Origin of the sequence: Alpinimonas psychrophila (genome assembly GCF_014137865.1) — a bacterium.
Taxonomy (GTDB): Bacteria; Actinomycetota; Actinomycetes; order Actinomycetales; family Microbacteriaceae; genus Alpinimonas; species Alpinimonas psychrophila.
In genome coordinates this window covers 38,817-57,334 of sequence record NZ_JACGWU010000007.1, presented here as the reverse complement: position 1 = coordinate 57,334, position 18,518 = coordinate 38,817, and the positions used below count along the sequence as shown (strand labels likewise).

Here is an 18,518-nt window from a genome sequence, read left to right as displayed (position 1 = left end):
GCCTAGGCGTTGGGTGCCGCAGGCTTTTCTGCGACGGGCTTTTTCGCGGCAACCTTGCGAACGGTTGGCTTTTTCGCCACAGCTTTCTTGGCAATAGCCTTCTGCGGGACGGCTACCGGCGGCAAGTCAGAAACTGGCCGCATATCACTGGAGAGCCATTGAGGCCGCTGAGGCAACTTGCGAACATCCGCAAAGATGGTGGCAAGCTGGTCATGATCGAGGGTTTCTTTTTCGAGAAGCTCCGTGGCCAAGCGGTCGAGGACGTGACGGTTGTCGTTGATAACCTTCCAGGCCTCGGTGTGAGCGGCATCGATCAACAGGCGAATCTCCGTGTCGATGCTCATCGCCAGCTCGTCGGAGTAGTCACGGGAGTGGCCCATGTCGCGCCCCATGAAGACCTCGCCCGAGCCGCCGCCGAGTTTGACGGCACCGACCGTGGCGCTCATGCCGTATTCGGTGACCATCTTGCGCGCGATGCTTGTGGCCTTCTCAATGTCGTTAGAGGCGCCCGTGGTGGGATCGTGAAAAACGATCTCTTCGGCGACACGGCCACCCATGGCATAGGTGAGCTGGTCGAGAAGCTCATTACGGGTAATCGAGTAGCGGTCCTCGAGAGGCAACACCATCGTGTAGCCCAGAGCGCGGCCGCGGGGAAGAATCGTGACTTTGGTCACAGGATCGGTGAAGTTCATGGCTGCAGCAGCGAGGGCATGGCCGCCCTCGTGGTAGGCCGTAATCAACTTCTCTTTGTCGCGCATGACCCGGCTACGACGCTGGGGCCCCGCAATCACGCGGTCGATGGCCTCGTCCAGGGCCCGGTTGTCGATGAGCTGCGCGTTCGAGCGCGCCGTCAGCAAGGCGGCCTCGTTCAACACGTTGGCGAGGTCGGCACCAGTGAAGCCAGGAGTCTTGCGAGCGACAACTTCGAGGTCGACACTCGTAGCCAGGGGCTTGCCCTTACCGTGGACTTCGAGAATCTTGCGGCGGCCCTCGAGGTCCGGAGCATCCACGCCAATCTGGCGGTCGAAACGGCCGGGACGAAGGAGTGCGGGGTCAAGAATGTCGGGGCGGTTCGTCGCAGCAATCATGATGACGTTGGCCTTGACGTCGAAGCCATCCATCTCCACCAGCATCTGGTTGAGGGTCTGCTCACGTTCGTCGTGGCCACCACCCATTCCAGCGCCACGGTGACGGCCGACGGCATCGATCTCATCGATGAAGATGATGGCCGGAGCATTTTGCTTGGCCTGTTCAAAAAGGTCACGCACGCGCGAAGCGCCGACGCCGACGAACATTTCGACGAAGTCAGAACCGGAGATAGCGTAGAAGGGAACGCCGGCCTCACCGGCAACGGCACGCGCCAGCAGGGTCTTGCCTGTTCCGGGAGGGCCGTACAACAGCACGCCCTTCGGGATGCGGGCACCAACAGCTTGGAAGCGAGCGGGTTCCGAAAGGAAGTCCTTGATTTCTTTCAACTCTTCGACGGCCTCATCGGCACCGGCCACATCCGTGAAGAGAACCGTGGGGGTCTCTTTCGTGACGAGCTTGGCCTTGGACTTACCGAATTGCATGACACCTTTGCCGCCACCTTGCATGGAGGACAGCATCCACCAGAAGAAGGCACCGATCAGCAGAATGGGAAGGAGGAAACCGAGCGTGGACAAAAGCCAGTTATCTTTGGGGACCTGGTCATTGAAGCCATCGGACAGGCTGGCAGCCGACACAGCATCCACAACCTGAACGCCACGGGGAGCGACGTAGAAGAACTGCACCTGATTGCCGTACTTGGCATCGGCTTGAGCCAAGGTGAGGTCAACACGCTGATCAATGTCAACGATGGTGGCCGTGGTGACCTTGCCATCTTTCAGGAACTTGAGCCCTTCATCGGTGGATACCTGCTGGTAGCCCGACATGGTGATGAGGCTGGAACCGATCCACACGGCGACAACGGCCAGGATGATGTACACCAGCGGTCCGCGCAAAAGTTTCTTGAAATTCATGGTGACCTAAATCTATCGGTGCGAGAAGAGCAAACTGCTGAGTGTTTGCCGAGGGCGGAATTGCTTAAGCGTGGGGGTCTTCGCCGCCGTAGACGTGGGGTGCCAAAACCGCGACGCCGCGAATGTTGCGGTAGTCCTCGGCGAAGTCCAGTCCATAACCGACGACGAATTCATTCGGGATGTCGAAACCAAGGTATTTCACGTCTACGGGCTCTTTGACGGCATCCGGTTTGCGCAACATGGCACACACTTCGATGGAGGCCGGCCCGCGCGACTGCAGGTTACCGATCAGCCAGTTCAGGGTCAGGCCGGAATCGATGATGTCCTCGACGATGAGCACGTGGCGCCCGGCAATGTCGGCGTCAAGGTCTTTCACGATGCGCACGACACCGGAAGATTGCGTACTGGCACCATAGGAACTGACCGCCATGAAGTCCATGTGGGCGTGAAATTTGAGCTCGCGGGCGAGATCACTGAGAACCATGACGGCTCCTTTGAGAACGGCGACGAGCAGAAGTTCTTTGCCCTCATAGTCGGTCTCAATCCGGCGAGCGAGCACGGCGAGACGCTCCTGCAACTCCTGCTCGGTATAGAGAACTTTGGTGATGTCCGCTTGTACGTCGCTCAGTTCCATGGGGGCCTTATTCGCTTTCCGTTGGTACAAAAACAAGGCGGAAACCCTGTCTCTCAACTCTAATGCCCGGGACATGGGCCGCGCCTTGGCCGTGCCAGTTCGTCACCAACAAGGAGATTGCCGCGGTGTGGGCGCTCGTGAGGCTCACCCCAAATGCCGCGAGCGCGACGGCACGGATGACGCGCGTGTAAATGGCCCGCGGGGCGTCGGCTAGAGCATTAGCGTCGAGGGCAACCTCCGGCCCGGCCCCGGGCATGATGAGCCCCTGCATCAAGTCGTTGGCGAGTGAGTCGAGGGTGGCCGCGTCCTCCCGCAGGTGCTCAGCAGTGCGGACGAGGGCCTCCGCGATTCCGGGACCGAGTTCTTTTTCGAGGACCGGCATGACGGTGTGACGGATGCGCACCCGCGTGTACGTCGGATCGACATTGTGAGGGTCGTTCCAGGGTTCGAGGCCTTGATCGGCGCAGGCCGACTCGGTCGCGCTTCTTCGGATGCCCAAGAGCGGCCGGAGGTAAAAACCCGAAACGGGGCTCATACCGGCAAGGCTCGTGGGGCCTGCACCGCGGGTGAGGCCGAGCAGAACCGTCTCAGCTTGATCGTCTAGCGTGTGCCCGAGCAGCACCGCGGCTGCTCCCGAATCGTCGCGAGCCGCTGCTAGCGCTGCGTAACGTGCGGAACGAGCGTCGGCCTCGGGCCCCGAGGCTGGCAAAACTTCCACGGTGCGGATGAGCACGGGGTCAAGGCCCAGCGAGTGGGCCTGCTCAGCGGCCCGATCGGCAACGGCAGCAGACCCAGCTTGCAGGTTGTGGTTAACGATGACGGCGCCCGCTCGCAGGCCGGCCCGGGGAGCCTCAAAGGCGAGGGCGGACGCCAAGGCAAGAGAATCCGCCCCGCCGCTGAGGGCAACCAGGAGGAGGGGGGCACCCACAGGGGCGAAATCTTGAGCGGCAGGCAGAGAATGTGCAGACTCTTCAGAGCTCTCGCGGGCATCCGGAAAAATATCGGCCAGCATCTCGCGCACGGCCCGTCGAACGTCGGCCATGGCAGGGGTGAGGCGGGGACGAATTGTGCTCATCCAGTAACGTTATTCCAGTACACCGCCTACAGAGTTTGAAGGAGTCTGCCCGTGGCCGCATATGACGTCGTTGTTGAAATCCCCAAGGGAAGTCGCAACAAGTACGAAGTTGACCACCTCACCGGTCGCGTTTATCTGGACCGCGTGCTGTTTACGTCGTTCGCCTACCCCACCGATTACGGCTACTTCGAGAACACCCTGGGCCTCGACGGTGACCCCGTTGACGCTTTGGTCCTCTTGGAATACCCTGTCTTCCCGGGCGTTGGCGTCAAGGTTCGCGCCGTGGGCGTGCTGAACATGAGCGATGAGGCCGGTTCCGATGCCAAGGTCGTCGTGGTTCCTCACAAAGACCCTCGTTGGGCGCACATTCAGGACATTTCGGATGTTCCCGAGCAGGCCCGTAAAGAGATCGAGCACTTCTTCGCCCGGTACAAGGACCTCGAGCCCGAGAAGTTCGTGAAGATCGAGGGCTGGGGCAACGCCGCAGAAGCCGAGCAGATCATCATCGATGGCTTCGCTCGCCTAAAGGCTGAAGGCCACGCCGAACATTAGAGCCGTGCCGGCGTGCTTTTTTAACTGGCGCCACAACAGTACAGGCGCCCACTCATTCGAGTGGGCGCCTGTACTGTTTCTTCGAAAAAAACTAACCTAACCAGACTCCGCGGTCAGACATGAAGGGCTGAGGATCGGTCGTTCCGCCGCCGATGCGAATCTCGAAGTGCGTGTGGCAACCGGTGGCAAGCCCGGTGGCGCCGACGCGAGCAACAAGTTGACCCACGGTCACCCACTGGCCCGTGCTCACAGCAAAACCGCCCGTCTGAAGGTGACCATAGGCCGAGGATACTCCCCCGCCGTGGTTGATCACGAGAAGGTTTCCGTAGCCGCTCGCGCCGCCCGCATAGGTCACAGTGCCGCTTGACGCTGCATAGACAGGAGAACCGCAGCCGGCGGCGAGGTCAGTCGCATTGTGAAAACTACCGGTCCACCCAACCCCCGGGATGTAGAAGTTCGTGCGCGGGCCATAGGTGTCGCTGATGTAAGCGTTCGGAACAGGGTTGGTCCACCCAGCATCCGAAATTGAAACACCACGCGCGGCGGCTTCGGCAGCCGCCGCCGCGGCAGCCTCCTGGCGAGCAATGAGTTCCAAGCGCGCACGTTCGGCAACACCGGCTTCATACCCAGAAACTGTCGTGGCGGTCGTGTCTTGGAGCGCCGCCAGTTGCGCGCTCAAAATCATTGATTGGGACTGACTTTCGGCAAGTTTCGCATCTGCCGCCGCGCTGGCATCCGTCGCCGCCTGCATAGCGGCCTGTGCCGCCACGCGAAGCTTCTCGCGTTCCGTCGTGGCGATGACGGCCTGATCGGAGAGGGATTGTGCTTCGTTCTTGGCCGCCAGAGCGGTCTCATAAATGTCGCTGGAGCGCTGCACGAGCTTGGACATGCTGCCGAGCTTGGCTAGGAGTTCATCGGCACCGGCAGAAGACTTCTCCATTAACAAGTTCACGCTGAGGTCGCTGCCGCCGGAGCGATACAGCTGCGCTGCCAATCGACCGGCCTGCGTTGTGGCTTGATCTGCCTTTGCCTGGCTAGCGGCCGCTTGAGCTTCCAACTGCTGGGAGCGCTGATCAGCAGTATCAAATTTCGCCTGAGCATCTAAGAACTCGCCGCCGCGCTGTTCCGCGAGCGCCCGGGCCGCCGTCACCTCGGTTTGGAGGTTTGCGATCAAACTTTGAATATTGGCGACCTGAGCATTTTTTGCCGATTCGTTGGCTTTGGCGTTCTGCACGTCACCCCACGAGGGGTAGTCGACGGCGTAGGCCGGGGAGGAAACAAACATCCCCATAGCCAAGGCAAACACGGAAAATGCGGCTACACCCCACTGAATACGGGTCTTTCGCAAGGACAGAGCGGACGCAAAACGCGCTCCGGTAGTTCTGCTCATGCGCATTCTCCTAGGGGTCTCGAGGCACGGACCCCTTCACCATAACAAGCGAAGTTGCAAAACAGGGCGAAGGCAAGGCGTAACTCCCGGATGTCGATGAGCTAGACATACTCAAGGACTTCGACCGTCACCGGTGCCCCGGTCAAGCGAAGGTGTACCCGCTCGCCCAGCAGCGGATTAAGTAGGACACTGTGTTGAACGAAGAGTACAGTGTCGTCCTCAAGGCGCACGCTCGTGCGGCGAAGGGACCCGAGGAAACTCGTAGCGATCACTATGCCCGCGATGCCCTCAGAAGCGAGTTCAATGTCCTCCGGGCGAAGGTAGACGCGCACCGGTCCATCCGGGTGGGATGGGTCAACTAGAGGGAGCGCTATTCCATAAACTTCCACGACCCCCCCTCTCACGATGCCAGCAACGTGGTTACTCAGGCCGACAAAATCTGCGACGAAAGGAGACGAGGGTCGAGCATAGAGTTCCTCCGGCGTTCCAATTTGCTCGATGACTCCTGCTCGCATGACCGCCACTCGGTCTGCGATGGCGAGCGCCTCGTCTTGATCGTGAGTCACAAAAAGGGTCGTAATCCCAAGTTCAGTCTGGATCCGCCGAATCTCTTCTCGGAGCTGCACTCGGACTTTGGCATCCAGCGCCGACAAGGGCTCATCCAGAAGGAGAACGCGCGGTTCGGTGACGAGCGCCCTTGCAAGGGCGACACGCTGCTGTTGCCCGCCCGAAAGTTGGTGTGCATAGCGGTCATAGTGACCATCAAGTCCAACAAGGTGGAGGGCATCCAGTGCCCGCCGCCGCCGCTCGGCAGCATTGACTTTGCGCATGCGCAGGCCAAATTCGACGTTCTCCCCGGCGCTAAGGTGCGGAAAGAGCGAATATGACTGAAAGACCATTCCCATATCGCGCTTACTCGTGGGCAGTGTCGAGATATCCGTGCCATTGATCAAAATGGTGCCGTCATCCGTGGATTCGAGTCCGGCCAGAACACGGAGGGCAGTAGTTTTCCCGCAACCGCTGGGGCCCAGCAACGCAACTAGTTCGCCTGCATGAAGTGTCAAATCTAGACCCGCTAAGGCTCGGTGACCGGCAAACTCCTTCATGACACCGGTGAATTCGACTACCGAACCTGAACGCACGGGAGACTCTGTCTGACTCATGACTTACCTTTCACTCGGGAACGCTCTCGTACTGGAACCCTGCGCTCCGCTCCAAGGCGGCCAATGGCAAGCAGGAGGAGGAACGCAAAAATGAGCGCCAGTAATGACAAAATGACGGCCACATAGGGATCAGCCTTGCTGACGACAAGAAGCGCGGTCTGGAGGTTGATCCGGTTCAGAAGAGAAGCGATCGTGAACTCACCGAGCACGACTGCAACCGAAATGAAAGTACCCGCGAGGAGACCTCGCCGCAGGTTTGGAACCAGAACCAAGAGGAGGACGCTCCACCAACCTGCTCCAAGCGAGCGGGCTGCCTCACTCAATGTACGGACATCAACGCCATCAATGTTGGATTGGATCGCGCGGTACGCGAAGGGAAGAACTGTGATGCCATATGCAAAAGCTAGGGTCCACACGCCGCTACCAAACAGGCGAGCCACCACGGAGTACACGGGAGCTAGGCCAACAACGAGCACGATCGCCGGAATGCTGATTGGCAGGATGCAAATGAATTCCATCACTCGGCGCAGCCGAGGAAATCTGATGTGCAGCAGGAGCATCGTTGGGACAAGCAATATCAGTACGATGGCGACGGTGCCCATAGCGAGACCCAGCGAATTGCCGAGGGCCACCAGCACCGTGCGATAGGTACCCGTAAAACCGCCCTGGAAAAGGGCGATCCATCGTGAGAAATCGTGGCCGCCCGAGAGCCCTGCGCGCAACGTGAATTCGACCATTGCCAGGATTGGAATCGCAAAGAGGACGCCAATGACGGCCAAAATAATGATGCTGACGGCGCGCGAGGGTGCGTGGGCGACGTCCCCGCGACGGGACAAGACAGGACTCATTGCTGCCACCGTGCAGCACGCGATTGAAGCGCCGAGTAACTGAGCATCACGACAACCATGACGGCGATCATCCCCAGCGCAAGGGCACCGGCCAAATTCTCTCGTCCCAAGAGCGTTTCACTCGTTAGCGCTGCGCGTATCTGTAGGGGCACAATCTCCGATCCTTGACTGCTCAGGGCGGCCGCTGTGGCGTAGGACGAGAAAGCATTGGCGAACAGGAGTAAGAGGCTCCCGAAAAATGATGGAGCCAAAACGGGGAACGCTATGCGAAACCAGTAACTCGCCCGGGTTCCCCCGAGCGTTGCGTTAGCCTCCGCCCACTGTGGCTTCAGAGCTTGAACTGCGGGCATGAATGTGATGATCATGAGGGGCACTTGGAAGTAGATGTAGGGGAGAACGAGGCCTGGCATTTCGTAAAGCCACACGCCATTCGTGTAAATGTCGACGCCGAAAGTGTCGCGCAGCCAGACCGTCACCATTCCTTGGATGCCGATTGTTGCGATGAAGGCGAACGCAAGCATGACGCCACCAAATTGCGCCAGGACCCCGCTCACGGAATCAACGGCGATTCGGAGTGAGCCATCGGGTCTCGCACTGAGGAGCGCGTAACAGGCTAAAGCGCCTAGCACGGCTCCGAGCACGGCGGTCAAAGAAGACAACCAGAATGAGTTGAAGAACGTGCTGATGACCACTGGACTGCCCAGTGCCGCCACAGTATCGAGCGTAAACGAACCCGCTTTGTCAAAAAACCCCGTGGCAATGGCGATCAGGGTGGGCACTGCAAGAAAGAGCAACACATAGATCGCGAACGGCAACAGCCCTAAGGCTGCTGCCGTTCCACGAGGATTTCTACTTGACAGCGGCTGCCCATTTCTCACCAAGGAGTGTCGCCGCGGCAGCACTTTGCTTGGCAGAAGGAACAACCGTTACCTTCGGCGTTGCGGGAAGTGCGGCAAACAACGTCGCATCGATAGTGCCAGCTGACGCCATCGCATCCGCACGCGCCGGGCGTGCCCCACCAGCTAGCCAGAGGTTCTGGGCCTCGTCGCTGTAGAGGAATTCCTGCCAGAGCCGGGCTGCGGCAGGGTGGGGAGCGGCTGCGTTTATCGCTTGGTTGTAATAACCCGCATATCCTGTTCCAGGGAACACGACAACTTCCCACTTACGGTCGGCGGCAAGTTTTTTACCATAGCCAACATTGAGATAATCCCAATCGAAGACGACGGGGGTCTCCCCCGAGGCGATTGTTGCCGGAGTCGGATCAATTTTCACAAAGTTGCCGGCTGCTTGAAGCTCGGTAAAGAAGTCGATTCCAGCTTGGAAGTTGTCAACAGTGCCCTTGTTTTGCACGGTTGCCATGCCCACAGCAGCAAATGCTGCACCTGCCTGGGTGGGATCGCCGTTGATGGAAATTTTCCCCTTGTAAGCAGGCTTCAAAAGATCAGCAAGCGATGTGGGTGCGGGAACCGCGGCTGGGTCGTATCCGACTGCCATGTAGCCTCCGTAGTCTCCCACATACAAGCCATTCGCTTCCTTGAGCGCGTCGGGAATATCCGCCCACGTGGCGACTTTGTAGGGCGCGAATCGGTCGGTGCTGGCAAGTGCTACAGCGAGGCCAATATCAAAGACGTCGGGGGCCGTGTCTTGACCCTTCAAGTTATCTGCAGCTTGGATTTCCTCGGCACTGGAACCATCGGGAGCAGACTCGTTAATCGTGATTGTGGGGTATTTCTTTGCGAACAGGTCGAGTACGGCGCCATAATTTGCCCAGTCGCGGGGCAAGGCGATGACGTTGAGAGCCCCCTCGGCTTGAGCTGCAGCTTCGAGTGCCGAAAGGTCGCCCCATGCAGCCAGGCTTGTTGCGGTGGAAGCGTCAACCTGACTTGCGGAAGTCGCGGGAGTGGATGTGCAGCCCGTCAGGGTTAAAGCGAGAGCAGCTGTGGCAGCAATGGACGCTACCAGAGTTCGTTTGGCTAACAATTTTCCTCCGTTGCGACCAGCCCTAGGCCGTCCACCGTGCGAGGTGAACAGTTGGTAGCCCGGAGACTGGTCTCGTTCAACCTAGGAGCGCCTTCCAACCGCAGTATGTCTCACGCGTTAACGCATCATGAACGTCGGCTTTCCCAAAGCGCTCAATGTAGCCTCGACCCGCCGATTGGCATATTTGGCAAATCTTCTCTAAGCTCGATTCTCGGTAGTCAACATTCAGTCGACTTCTCGGCCCCATCGTTTAGCGGCCTAGGACGGCGCCCTTTCACGGCGTTAACACGGGTTCGAATCCCGTTGGGGTCACCGGGATAGTAGACTGAACTAGCTCCAAAAAGTAAGACCCTGTAGCGCAGTTGGTTAGCGTGCCGCCCTGTCACGGCGGAGGTCGCGGGTTCAAGTCCCGTCAGGGTCGCAAGGTGAGAAAAACCCTTCCGAAAGGAAGGGTTTTTTACCTAGGCGGCAAGTAATTGTTGTCTGGCTCTGTAGCTCAGTTGGTAGAGCGTCCGACTGAAAATCGAAAGGTCACCGGTTCAATCCCGGTCGGAGCCACAAAATCCCCCAGAATTTTTCCGGGGGATTTTTTGTTGAAGTGTTGGGCGAGCGGTGAAAAGTTTCCCTAGAGCTTGCGTGCCGCCGTCCGGATCCGCTGCAAGGTTCGGGGCTGCGGGGTTCGAGACAACCGCTAAACAAGAAAGGGAGTGCGAGGCTTTCGCCCCGCACTCCCTCACGACATTCGATCGGTTTACGCCAGGTCGAAGCGGTCCAGCGTCATAACCTTGTCCCACGCAGCGACGAAGTCGGCCACGAACTTGGCCTGAGCGTCGTCACTGCCGTAAACCTCGGCGAGAGCTCTTAGCTGCGAGTTGGAGCCAAACACGAGGTCGGTACGGCTACCAGTCCAGTTGACGGCCCCGGTCTTCGTGTCGCGTGCATCAAACAGCTCGGCGTCTTCGGACTTCGGGTGCCAAGTGTTGCCAGCATCCAGCAGATTCACGAAGAAGTCATTCGTCAATGTTCCGGGGCGCTTGGTGAAGACCCCCGCGTCCGAGTGGCCTGTGTTCGCATTGAGAACGCGCATGCCTCCCACGAGAACGGTCATCTCGGGGGCCGTGAGGGTCAGGAGCGTTGCGCGGTCGAGCAACATGTACTCGGCAACCTTGAGGTGACCCTTGCTCGCGAAGTTGCGGAAACCATCGGCTGCCGGTTCCAGGAAACCAAAGGACTCAACATCGGTTTGCTCCTGCGTTGCATCCGTACGACCGGGGGCAAAAGGAACAGCAATGTCGCTACCAGCAGCGTGAGCGGCATGCTCGACTGCTGCGGCGCCGCCGAGAACGATGAGGTCGGCGAGGGAGATCTGGGCGCCACCAGCGGCATTGAAGGCCGCTTGGATCCCTTCCAGAACCGTCAGCACCTTCGCCAGCTCGGCAGGCTCGTTAGACGCCCATCCACGCTGAGGCTCAAGGCGAATTCGTGCCCCATTGGCTCCACCGCGCTTGTCCGTGCCACGGAAGGAAGAAGCCGAAGCCCAGGCGGTCGACACCAGCTGGGACACTGTGAGGCCAGAATCCAGGAGTGTGTTCTTGAGGGCCGCGATGTCGGCAGTGCCCACGAGCTCACCAATCACAGCAGGTACGGGATCCTGCCAGATGAGTTCCTCGGCGGGAACGAGCGAGCCGAGGTAACGCGTAATGGGACCCATGTCACGGTGGGTGAGCTTGAACCATGCGCGCGCGAACGCGTCCGCGAACTCCTCGGGGTTGGCCAAGAAGCGACGCGAAATGGGCTCATAGATCGGGTCCACGCGCAACGCGATATCCGAGGTGAACATGATGGGGGCGTGGCGCTTCGACGGGTCGTGCGCGTCGGGAACCAGTGTCGCCGCATCCTTATCGGCAGGAATCCACTGAGCGGCACCGGCAGGACTCTTCGTCAGAACCCACTCGTGACCGAACAGCAGCTCAAAGTAGCTCATGTCCCAGGTCGTCGGCGTGTTCGTCCAGGCACCCTCGAGGCCACTGCTGATGGTGTTGACCCCATTGCCGGCGCCCAGTGAGTTCTTCCAGCCGAGGCCCATTTCTTCCATGGGGGCAGCTTCGGGCTCGGGGCCAACATACTTGTTGGGGTCGTCAGCGCCGTGAGCCTTGCCGAAGGTATGACCGCCGGCAATGAGGGCGACGGTTTCTTCGTCATTCATGGCCATGCGAGCGAACGTCTCACGAATGTCGACGGCGGATCCCAACGCATCCGGGAAGCCATCGGGGCCCTCAGGGTTCACGTAAATCAGCCCCATCTGAACGGCCGCGAGAGGATTCTCAAGGTTGCGGTTTCCCGTGTAGCGGTTATTGGCAAGCCACTCGGCTTCTTGGCCCCAGTACGTCTCGTCGGGTTCCCAGACGTCGGCGCGGCCGCCGCCGAAACCGAAAGTCTCGAGCCCCATAGATTCGAGGGCACAGGTGCCGGTCAGAATCATGAGGTCAGCCCAGGAGAGCTTCTTGCCGTACTTCTGCTTGATGGGCCACAGGAGACGACGTGCCTTGTCGAGATTAACGTTGTCGGGCCAGCTGTTCAGAGGGGCGAAGCGCTGCATTCCAGCACCGCCGCCGCCACGGCCATCGGAGGTGCGGTAGGTGCCGGCAGAGTGCCACGCCATGCGAATGAAGAAGGGGCCGTAGTGGCCGTAATCGGCGGGCCACCAGTCCTGAGACGTCTTCATTAACGTCTCGATATCTGCCTTGACGGCCTCGAGATCCAGAGTCTTGAACTCGGCAGCGTAGTCAAACTGATCGCCCATGGGGTCGACCATGGGGGAATTCTGTTGGAGAACCTTAAGGTTCAGTTGGTTAGGCCACCAGTCTTGCTTCTTGGTGCCGGAATTTTCTTGCTTGCCTCCCATGTAAGGGCACGTGCTGGCGCTTTCCATTGTTTCCTCCACTGTGGTTCTTGCGAGGCAAGACCATGCCTGAATCGACCGGTTATTCGGGCGACAGCAATACGTTGGTCCGCATATCAAAGCCTACTGTCGCGGGACCCTAAAGCTGTGTGTCCTGGGCATAGGCTGGGCCTCGTCCTTGAAATTCTCACCGGTGAAACGGATGTCGAAATTACCTCCGCTCAGACCGTATCCGGCCGATCCAGAACGTTATCGCCGGTCTCTGGGTCGTCGGGGCCATTGCGTGCCGCCAACCAGCCCGTCGGAGTTGGCCATCGGTACGATTGGCGAAGGAGGCCTGGCAGTGTCTTCGGCCGTATAACAAATAGCCTCACCAGTACGCGTGGAGCACCCGGCTGACCCAGGCTGACCCCGACAAGTTGCGAGAAGGAAGTTGTGGAACTGTCACGCGACGCTAGGCGTCTTCGGGCTCCGGATTGTCATCGGCAAAGGTACCGGCCGTCGCTGCGACAGCAGGCTTGCGCAGGCGCAAAATTGCGAAAAGGATGATTCCAATGAGGAGAGCGACGGCGAAGTAGACGGGTAGGGAATCCAGAGGAGGTGCGGGGATGGGCCACACGTTTCGGTAGAAGACGTACAGCAGCGAGAGAGCGCCAACGATTCCCACAATCATCGTGAAGATCACACTCTTGCCGTTCGTTTTCTTCAAGAAGATGGGTGCTCCAATACAGACCAAAATGTATGCAAACATGTAGCCGAAGACGCCGACGGTGTCGATATACGTTGTGGCACCGAGGGGCGCCACACCGAGCGAGAGCACGATTGCCATGGGCAAGAACACGAGAGGGATTGTCGTGTAGATCGCTCGGGCTGGAGTGCGGTGCTTGGGGTGAGCCTTGCCAAGCCATGATGGAATGAGGCCCTCATTGCCCCAGGCGAACAAGAGGCGCGCGCCCACGGTCATGCAGGCAATGACGACAGCCATGAAGGACGCGGCAAAACCGAGGTTGAGGAGGGGGACGAATCCGTCAAGGCCATATTGTGCCGCGAGGTCATCCATGGGGGAAAGGCTCTTTCCGAGCCCCTCCGCGCCGCCGTCAAAAGCTGCCACCTGAACGTACGTCGCAAAAATGTACACAATTCCGGCGAAGATGGCGCCCCGACGGATGGCACGAGGAATAGCGCGGTACGGGTCTTTCGCCTCTTCGCCGAGGGCGGCAGCGCTCTCAAAGCCGACGAATCCGAGAATGGCAAGAACGACCGCGAAGACCATACCGTCGAAGGTCGCACCGGTAAGAGTCAGCTGAGCGATGTCAAAGACGTTGCCACTGCTGACAAGAACGATAACCAACATGACGACGATGACGAAGATGGAGATCACTTCGAGGGTTGCCGAAACGCGGGCCGCGATGCGAACTCCGGAAATGGTGAGGTAGACAGCAATCGCCAGCAGGATTGCGTCAAGAACAATTTGACCCACCATGGGTTGGAAGAGATTTACGCCAAGGCCCTCGAGGAAGGCTGAAGCAAAAAAGCCGGCACCCGCGAGCGAACCTGAGGCGATGGCGATGACACCGATGAACAGCGCCCAGCCTGTAACGATGCTGCCCCACGGTCCCAGCGCAGGGCGAACGAGGGAGTAGAGCGACCCTGCTCCTGCACGTCGACGCGCAAAGACCGCCACCGACTGGGCGACGATCAGGATAAGGACCATGCCGATCACGAACGAGAACCATGCACCGTTACCTGCGTAGAGTGCCATAACACCGGGGCCAAAAGCGATGACCGCGCTCGGGGCAATGTTGGCGACACTTTGGGCTAAAACCTCGAAAGGCGTCACGCTTCGTCGCGCGAGTCCTCCCGAATGTTCTGCAATTTTGATGCTCATGTTATTTCCTCCGATAGGGGTTGGATGGTGAGAAGCGTGAAGAACGAAGAGTTAGGGAATAAGAAGTTGGCGAAGAGCGAGACCCGAATTAAGGTCGTCGAGGGCGGACTTTGCTTCCGAAAGAGGGCGCCGTGCCGAGACCATGGATTCAAGGTCGAGATCTCCCGACATCAATTCATCAACCAAGCGAGGAATGTCTCGCTTGGGCACCGTAGAACCGTAGTTGCAACCGAGGATTCGTTGGTCAGCTTCGGCAAGGATTAGCGGGTCGAACCGCGCGGTCTGCCCCGTTGGCGGAAGCCCGACGACAACCGCGCTACCGCCGAGGCCGAGTGCCCCAATGGCCTGTTCCGTCGTCGCTATTTTGCCAATCGCATCGAACACATAGTCGAGACCTTCGGGGATAAGGGCTTTCATGGACCTCACCACATCCATTCCCGGCGTGACCAGAAGGGTATGTGTCGCTCCGAGTTTTTTAGCAAGATCTAATTTTTCCTGAGAGAGATCCACAGCAAGAATCTTTGACGCCTTTTCGAGTCTGGCCCCTTGCACAACAGAGAGCCCCACCCCACCGCATCCGATGACCGCCGCGGTCGAACCGGCAACAAAACGAGCGGTATTTCTCACAGCGCCCACGCCCGTCGCGATGGCACAGCCCACGAGCGCAATGAGGTCAAGGGGGGCATCCGAGCGAACTTTGATCGCTCCCGACTGTGGAACAACAGCATATTCCGCGAAGGATGAAACACCGAGGTAGTGATGGAGGAGTGAGCCGTCCTGAGAAAGTCGACTGGTTCCGTCGTAAAGAACGCCGCCGGGGGCTACGACGTTGGCCACCATTTCACATTGGGCCGGGCGACCAAGAACGCAGTAGCGACAGACACCGCAGTTGGGAACCCACGACAGCACAACATGGTCGCCAACGGCAAGGTCAGTGACGCTCTCGCCCAGTGCGGAAACGATACCGGACCCTTCGTGGCCCATGACAAGAGGAAGGGGAACTCCCCATTCACCACGCAAGATGTGCAGGTCGGAGTGACACACGCCCGCGGCCGAGATTTTGACACTGACCTCACCCGGCCCTGGGGCGCTCAGTTCAACGTCGGCGAGTTCGACATCCGTGCCGTTGAAAACGATGGCCTTCATTAATAACCCCTTTGTTATGACGCATTGCCGATGATCGTGAGCGAAATAGTCGCTCCCGTTTAGTGACACTAATCGATACTGTGGCATGTTTTGTATCGTTAAACAAGACGGGCGACATTACTTGCCTTTATGCGAAAGACTGAGCACATGAAGAAGCCCGTAGCCGACGCCCGCGGCATGGAGACTGTCGGCCCCCAACTCCGCACCGTTCGCCTTGCTCAGGGTCGATCCGTTACCAATGTTGCCGAGCTGGCCGGCGTCTCCAAAGGATTCTTGAGTTTGGCAGAACGCGGCAAAACCCGCGTCTCCGTTCCCGTGCTTTTACGCATCTGTGAAGTCCTTGAGATCTCTATTGGGTCGCTCTTCAGCTACCCCCAAGAACCCGTGGTGCACGGCGGAGTTCCGCTCTACATGGGCGGTGTCGACCTGCAGGAATATCTGCTGACGCCCGTAGATGAGAAAAACGTTCAGGTCATGCGAACAACGATGCAACCAGGCGGGGGCTCGGACGGGGCCTACACGCTAGAGGCCGAATCGATCTTCGTCGTCGTCACGCAGGGACAACTTTTTCTCGATATCGAGGGCGAGGAACGCATTCTCGAAACGGGAGACTCCACAACCTTTTCTGCACGCAAGTCGCACAACTGGCATAACCCTCTTGATACGGAGAGCCAAGTTCTTTGGGTTATTTCACCACCGCTTCCCTTCGAGCAAAAGGGGGTGCTCGTCAGTAAACCGGGGTTCGTTTCTCATACCCCGCGCTCGCCCTTTGCTCGCTAAAGAGTCCTCACCGCATAGGACCTTCGACGCGAGGCAAGGTCGTGCAGCTATTTCGTTGTTTGGAGTGTACGGAAATACCCGCCTTTCGCGACGAGCCGGGGGCGCGGCTGAAGCAAAAGACGGGCATCTTGATTCGGCCAAAATTGGCCGAATGCTTTCCCGGTGGAGGGGTTACGGGAGCAAAACGGCATCCACTACGTGAATGACACCGTTGTCGCATTCAATATCTGCTGTCACGACGTGGGCACCATTAACGGTGACTCCATTCGTGGCGTCGATGGTGACGTCGCTTCCTTCAACCGTGGTTGCCGACGTGAGCTTGACGACATCGGCCGCCATAACTTTGCCGGCGACTACGTGGTACGTCAGCACCTTGGTGAGTGCGGGAATGTCCTTCAACAGGCCCTCTACGGTTCCGGCCGGGAGAGCGGCGAACGCCTCGTCCGTGGGCGCGAAGACAGTGAAGGGGCCCGGGCTCGTGAGCGTGTCAACGAGTCCGGCAGCCTGTACAGCAGCTACCAGGGTGGTGAAAGTACCTGCTCCGACGGCAGTCTCTACGATGTTTGACATGGTGCGTTCCTTAGGGCTCGTGGTCCAGATTGCAAAACAGGGGTAAACCCCCTAGAGACGCAATATCAAAAGGGTATAACCCCTTCCCTGATAACGAGCTGTGAAGTGTGCTTGGGCGCGAGGGCGTCCCCCTTCGTTACGGCTTCGTGGACCACAAGGGTAGCTACGTAACTCATTCGGCCGCCAAGTGCATTGCAAAGAATTCTTCAATGCGGCGCCACGCATCAGCGGCCTCTGTGGGGTACGGCTTCATACCGACGACCTTGCTCATGACCGGTCTCAGAACCTTAGGTCCGGCTGGCCCAGGGTTCATGAAGGCATGATTGGCGTTCTTGTATTCTTTGATGTCGTGGGGAATATGGGCGTTCGTCAAAGCGCGCTCCATGGCCCCGGCGGCGCCTTTGAGCGAGCCATCTTTTGCCCCATAGGAGCCGATGATGGGACACGCACCCACCAGGCTTGCCTCAATATCTTTCGGCATCATGCCGTAGTTGACCGATGCCGCATCGAAGCCGTGATTCGCCAGCTGCAACGCGAAACCTCCGCCCATGCAGAACCCGATGACCCCGATTTTTCCCGTGCAATCAGGGCGGTCGAGGAGGAGCCTGCGGGCGGCGGCGACATCGTCAAAGGCTTGGCCTCGCCCGTCGGTAAGCGCCCGGAACGTGGCCATGAGACAGCGGCGAGCGCCCCCGCGACTAAAAAGATCGGGCATCAGCACGACGTACCCGGCGCTGCACAGGCGCTCGATTTGGGCGCGCATGTTTTCTTCGATTCCAAACACTTCGTGAACCATGATGGCGGCCGGGAAGGGGCCCGGCCCATCCGGTATTGCCAGAACACCGCGAAGCTCCCCCTTGCCATCGGTCGTCGGAATGAGCACCTCGGTGACGTTCATGCGGAGACCTTATCTGGCGTTGAGACAACCGACGGAAGTTGGCGCGTTCTGATTTTGGCAAGGAGGAGTCCGAGAAACGCGATGAGCCAAATGACCAGGGCGATTCCCACCACATAAACAATGACACCCATGATTCCGTTGACGCCATTGGGGTTGAGGAACGGGTACGGCCACCATCCGGTGATGGCACCCCGCACCATGGTGAAGACGAGCCAGGCCACGGGATATAGCAATGCCCACAGTGAGGCGCGGAGGCGAAGCGCCCGGCGGCCCGGGCTCAGAGCCCAGTCAAGCACCAACAGAATTGGCGCCCAGACATGCAACACCTCGTTGGGCCACACTGGCCACGCGTAGCCCGGAACAGACGGAAGATCCCGCAACAGAACGTTGTAGACAGCACACGCAATCACGGCGTATGACAGCACGCTGACGCGAACGATGGTGAAGAGTTTCGTGTCACGCGTCGTTCGCCACGCAAGATGGCCGCCAACGGCGAGGACCACGACACACATGAGCATGGACTGGATCGTGAAGTACGCGAAGTACTCCCCCGGAGCAAAAAAATTGTGCCTCACCCGATCAATGATTTGATACGCCACAGCCGCCAGCACCACCAGCGCAAGGGCGGCGCGGAGGAGTGCAATAACGCGTCGAGAGGAAGCAGGGGTTTCCGGGAGTGTCATGAGAGTGAC

At 59.1% G+C, this 18,518-nt stretch carries 16 protein-coding genes and 3 tRNA genes; 5 read left to right on the top strand and 14 right to left on the bottom strand.

Going from position 1 to position 18,518, the window contains the following annotated elements; genetic code table 11:
• Positions 1-2: 2 nt before the first annotated feature.
• The 3 genes from ftsH to tilS form a co-directional block, all read right to left on the bottom strand.
• Complete coding sequence (ftsH, locus tag FB555_RS09300) at positions 3-2,000, bottom strand: ATP-dependent zinc metalloprotease FtsH (protein WP_182485205.1); 1,998 nt, start codon at positions 1,998-2,000, stop codon at positions 3-5.
• A gap of 64 nt (positions 2,001-2,064) precedes the next feature.
• Entirely contained in the window at positions 2,065-2,634 is a 570-nt protein-coding gene (gene hpt, locus FB555_RS09295) for a hypoxanthine phosphoribosyltransferase (protein ID WP_182485204.1), read from the bottom strand.
• Between the two features lie 7 nt (positions 2,635-2,641).
• Positions 2,642-3,709: a tRNA lysidine(34) synthetase TilS gene (gene tilS / locus FB555_RS09290; protein ID WP_182485203.1), complete on the bottom strand. Its 1,068-nt coding sequence runs from the start codon at positions 3,707-3,709 to the stop codon at positions 2,642-2,644.
• A 51-nt stretch (positions 3,710-3,760) separates the two neighbouring features.
• Between tilS and FB555_RS09285 the strand changes: the two genes are divergently transcribed.
• Positions 3,761-4,261, top strand: coding sequence for an inorganic diphosphatase (locus FB555_RS09285; RefSeq protein WP_182485202.1), 501 nt, complete (start codon positions 3,761-3,763; stop codon positions 4,259-4,261).
• A 91-nt stretch (positions 4,262-4,352) separates the two neighbouring features.
• Here the strand turns inward: FB555_RS09285 and FB555_RS09280 are convergent, their stop codons facing one another.
• From FB555_RS09280 to FB555_RS09260, 5 genes are all read right to left on the bottom strand, one after another.
• The gene (locus tag FB555_RS09280) at positions 4,353-5,651 is read right to left on the bottom strand and encodes a peptidoglycan DD-metalloendopeptidase family protein (protein WP_182485201.1); all 1,299 of its coding nucleotides are present in this window, start codon (positions 5,649-5,651) and stop codon (positions 4,353-4,355) included.
• Between the two features lie 101 nt (positions 5,652-5,752).
• On the bottom strand, positions 5,753-6,814 hold the full coding sequence (locus tag FB555_RS09275; RefSeq protein ID WP_182485200.1) for an ABC transporter ATP-binding protein: 1,062 nt from the start codon (positions 6,812-6,814) through the stop codon (positions 5,753-5,755).
• Positions 6,811-7,662, bottom strand: a complete 852-nt coding sequence (locus tag FB555_RS09270) for an ABC transporter permease (protein WP_182485199.1) — start codon at positions 7,660-7,662, stop codon at positions 6,811-6,813. The genes FB555_RS09275 and FB555_RS09270 overlap by 4 nt, the downstream gene beginning before the upstream one ends.
• On the bottom strand, positions 7,659-8,540 hold the full coding sequence (locus FB555_RS09265; RefSeq protein WP_425485620.1) for an ABC transporter permease: 882 nt from the start codon (positions 8,538-8,540) through the stop codon (positions 7,659-7,661). Before FB555_RS09265 ends, FB555_RS09270 begins: the two co-directional genes overlap by 4 nt.
• On the bottom strand, positions 8,512-9,642 hold the full coding sequence (locus FB555_RS09260; protein WP_182485198.1) for an ABC transporter substrate-binding protein: 1,131 nt from the start codon (positions 9,640-9,642) through the stop codon (positions 8,512-8,514). The genes FB555_RS09265 and FB555_RS09260 overlap by 29 nt, the downstream gene beginning before the upstream one ends.
• Before the next feature lie 239 nt (positions 9,643-9,881).
• Between FB555_RS09260 and FB555_RS09255 the strand changes: the two genes are divergently transcribed.
• The 3 genes from FB555_RS09255 to FB555_RS09245 all read left to right on the top strand — a co-directional run bounded on the left by FB555_RS09255 (position 9,882) and on the right by FB555_RS09245 (position 10,200).
• Positions 9,882-9,954: transfer RNA gene (locus FB555_RS09255), tRNA-Glu, on the top strand.
• A 35-nt stretch (positions 9,955-9,989) separates the two neighbouring features.
• Positions 9,990-10,063, top strand: a tRNA-Asp gene (locus FB555_RS09250).
• A 64-nt stretch (positions 10,064-10,127) separates the two neighbouring features.
• Positions 10,128-10,200, top strand: a tRNA-Phe gene (locus FB555_RS09245).
• A 193-nt stretch (positions 10,201-10,393) separates the two neighbouring features.
• Here the strand turns inward: FB555_RS09245 and katG are convergent.
• From katG to FB555_RS09230, 3 genes are all read right to left on the bottom strand, one after another.
• Positions 10,394-12,547, bottom strand: coding sequence for a catalase/peroxidase HPI (katG, locus tag FB555_RS09240; RefSeq protein ID WP_246323705.1), 2,154 nt, complete (start codon positions 12,545-12,547; stop codon positions 10,394-10,396).
• Positions 12,548-12,998: 451 nt separating this feature from the next.
• Positions 12,999-14,432: an APC family permease gene (locus FB555_RS09235; RefSeq protein WP_182485196.1), complete on the bottom strand. Its 1,434-nt coding sequence runs from the start codon at positions 14,430-14,432 to the stop codon at positions 12,999-13,001.
• Between the two features lie 51 nt (positions 14,433-14,483).
• Complete coding sequence (locus tag FB555_RS09230) at positions 14,484-15,578, bottom strand: alcohol dehydrogenase catalytic domain-containing protein (protein WP_182485195.1); 1,095 nt, start codon at positions 15,576-15,578, stop codon at positions 14,484-14,486.
• 147 nt (positions 15,579-15,725) lie between these two features.
• On the opposite strand from FB555_RS09230, the gene FB555_RS09225 reads away from it, so the two are divergent.
• Positions 15,726-16,358, top strand: coding sequence for a helix-turn-helix domain-containing protein (locus FB555_RS09225; RefSeq protein ID WP_220475940.1), 633 nt, complete (start codon positions 15,726-15,728; stop codon positions 16,356-16,358).
• Between the two features lie 171 nt (positions 16,359-16,529).
• Here FB555_RS09225 and FB555_RS09220 read toward each other — a convergent pair whose 3' ends face one another.
• The 3 genes from FB555_RS09220 to FB555_RS09210 all read right to left on the bottom strand — a co-directional run bounded on the left by FB555_RS09220 (position 16,530) and on the right by FB555_RS09210 (position 18,509).
• Positions 16,530-16,928: a fasciclin domain-containing protein gene (locus FB555_RS09220; RefSeq protein ID WP_182485194.1), complete on the bottom strand. Its 399-nt coding sequence runs from the start codon at positions 16,926-16,928 to the stop codon at positions 16,530-16,532.
• A 172-nt stretch (positions 16,929-17,100) separates the two neighbouring features.
• Positions 17,101-17,826 carry a dienelactone hydrolase family protein gene (locus FB555_RS09215; RefSeq protein WP_182485193.1) on the bottom strand — a complete coding sequence of 242 codons (726 nt, stop codon included), beginning with the start codon at positions 17,824-17,826 and terminating at the stop codon, positions 17,101-17,103.
• Complete coding sequence (locus tag FB555_RS09210) at positions 17,823-18,509, bottom strand: Pr6Pr family membrane protein (protein ID WP_182485192.1); 687 nt, start codon at positions 18,507-18,509, stop codon at positions 17,823-17,825. Before FB555_RS09210 ends, FB555_RS09215 begins: the two co-directional genes overlap by 4 nt.
• Positions 18,510-18,518 lie beyond the last annotated feature (9 nt).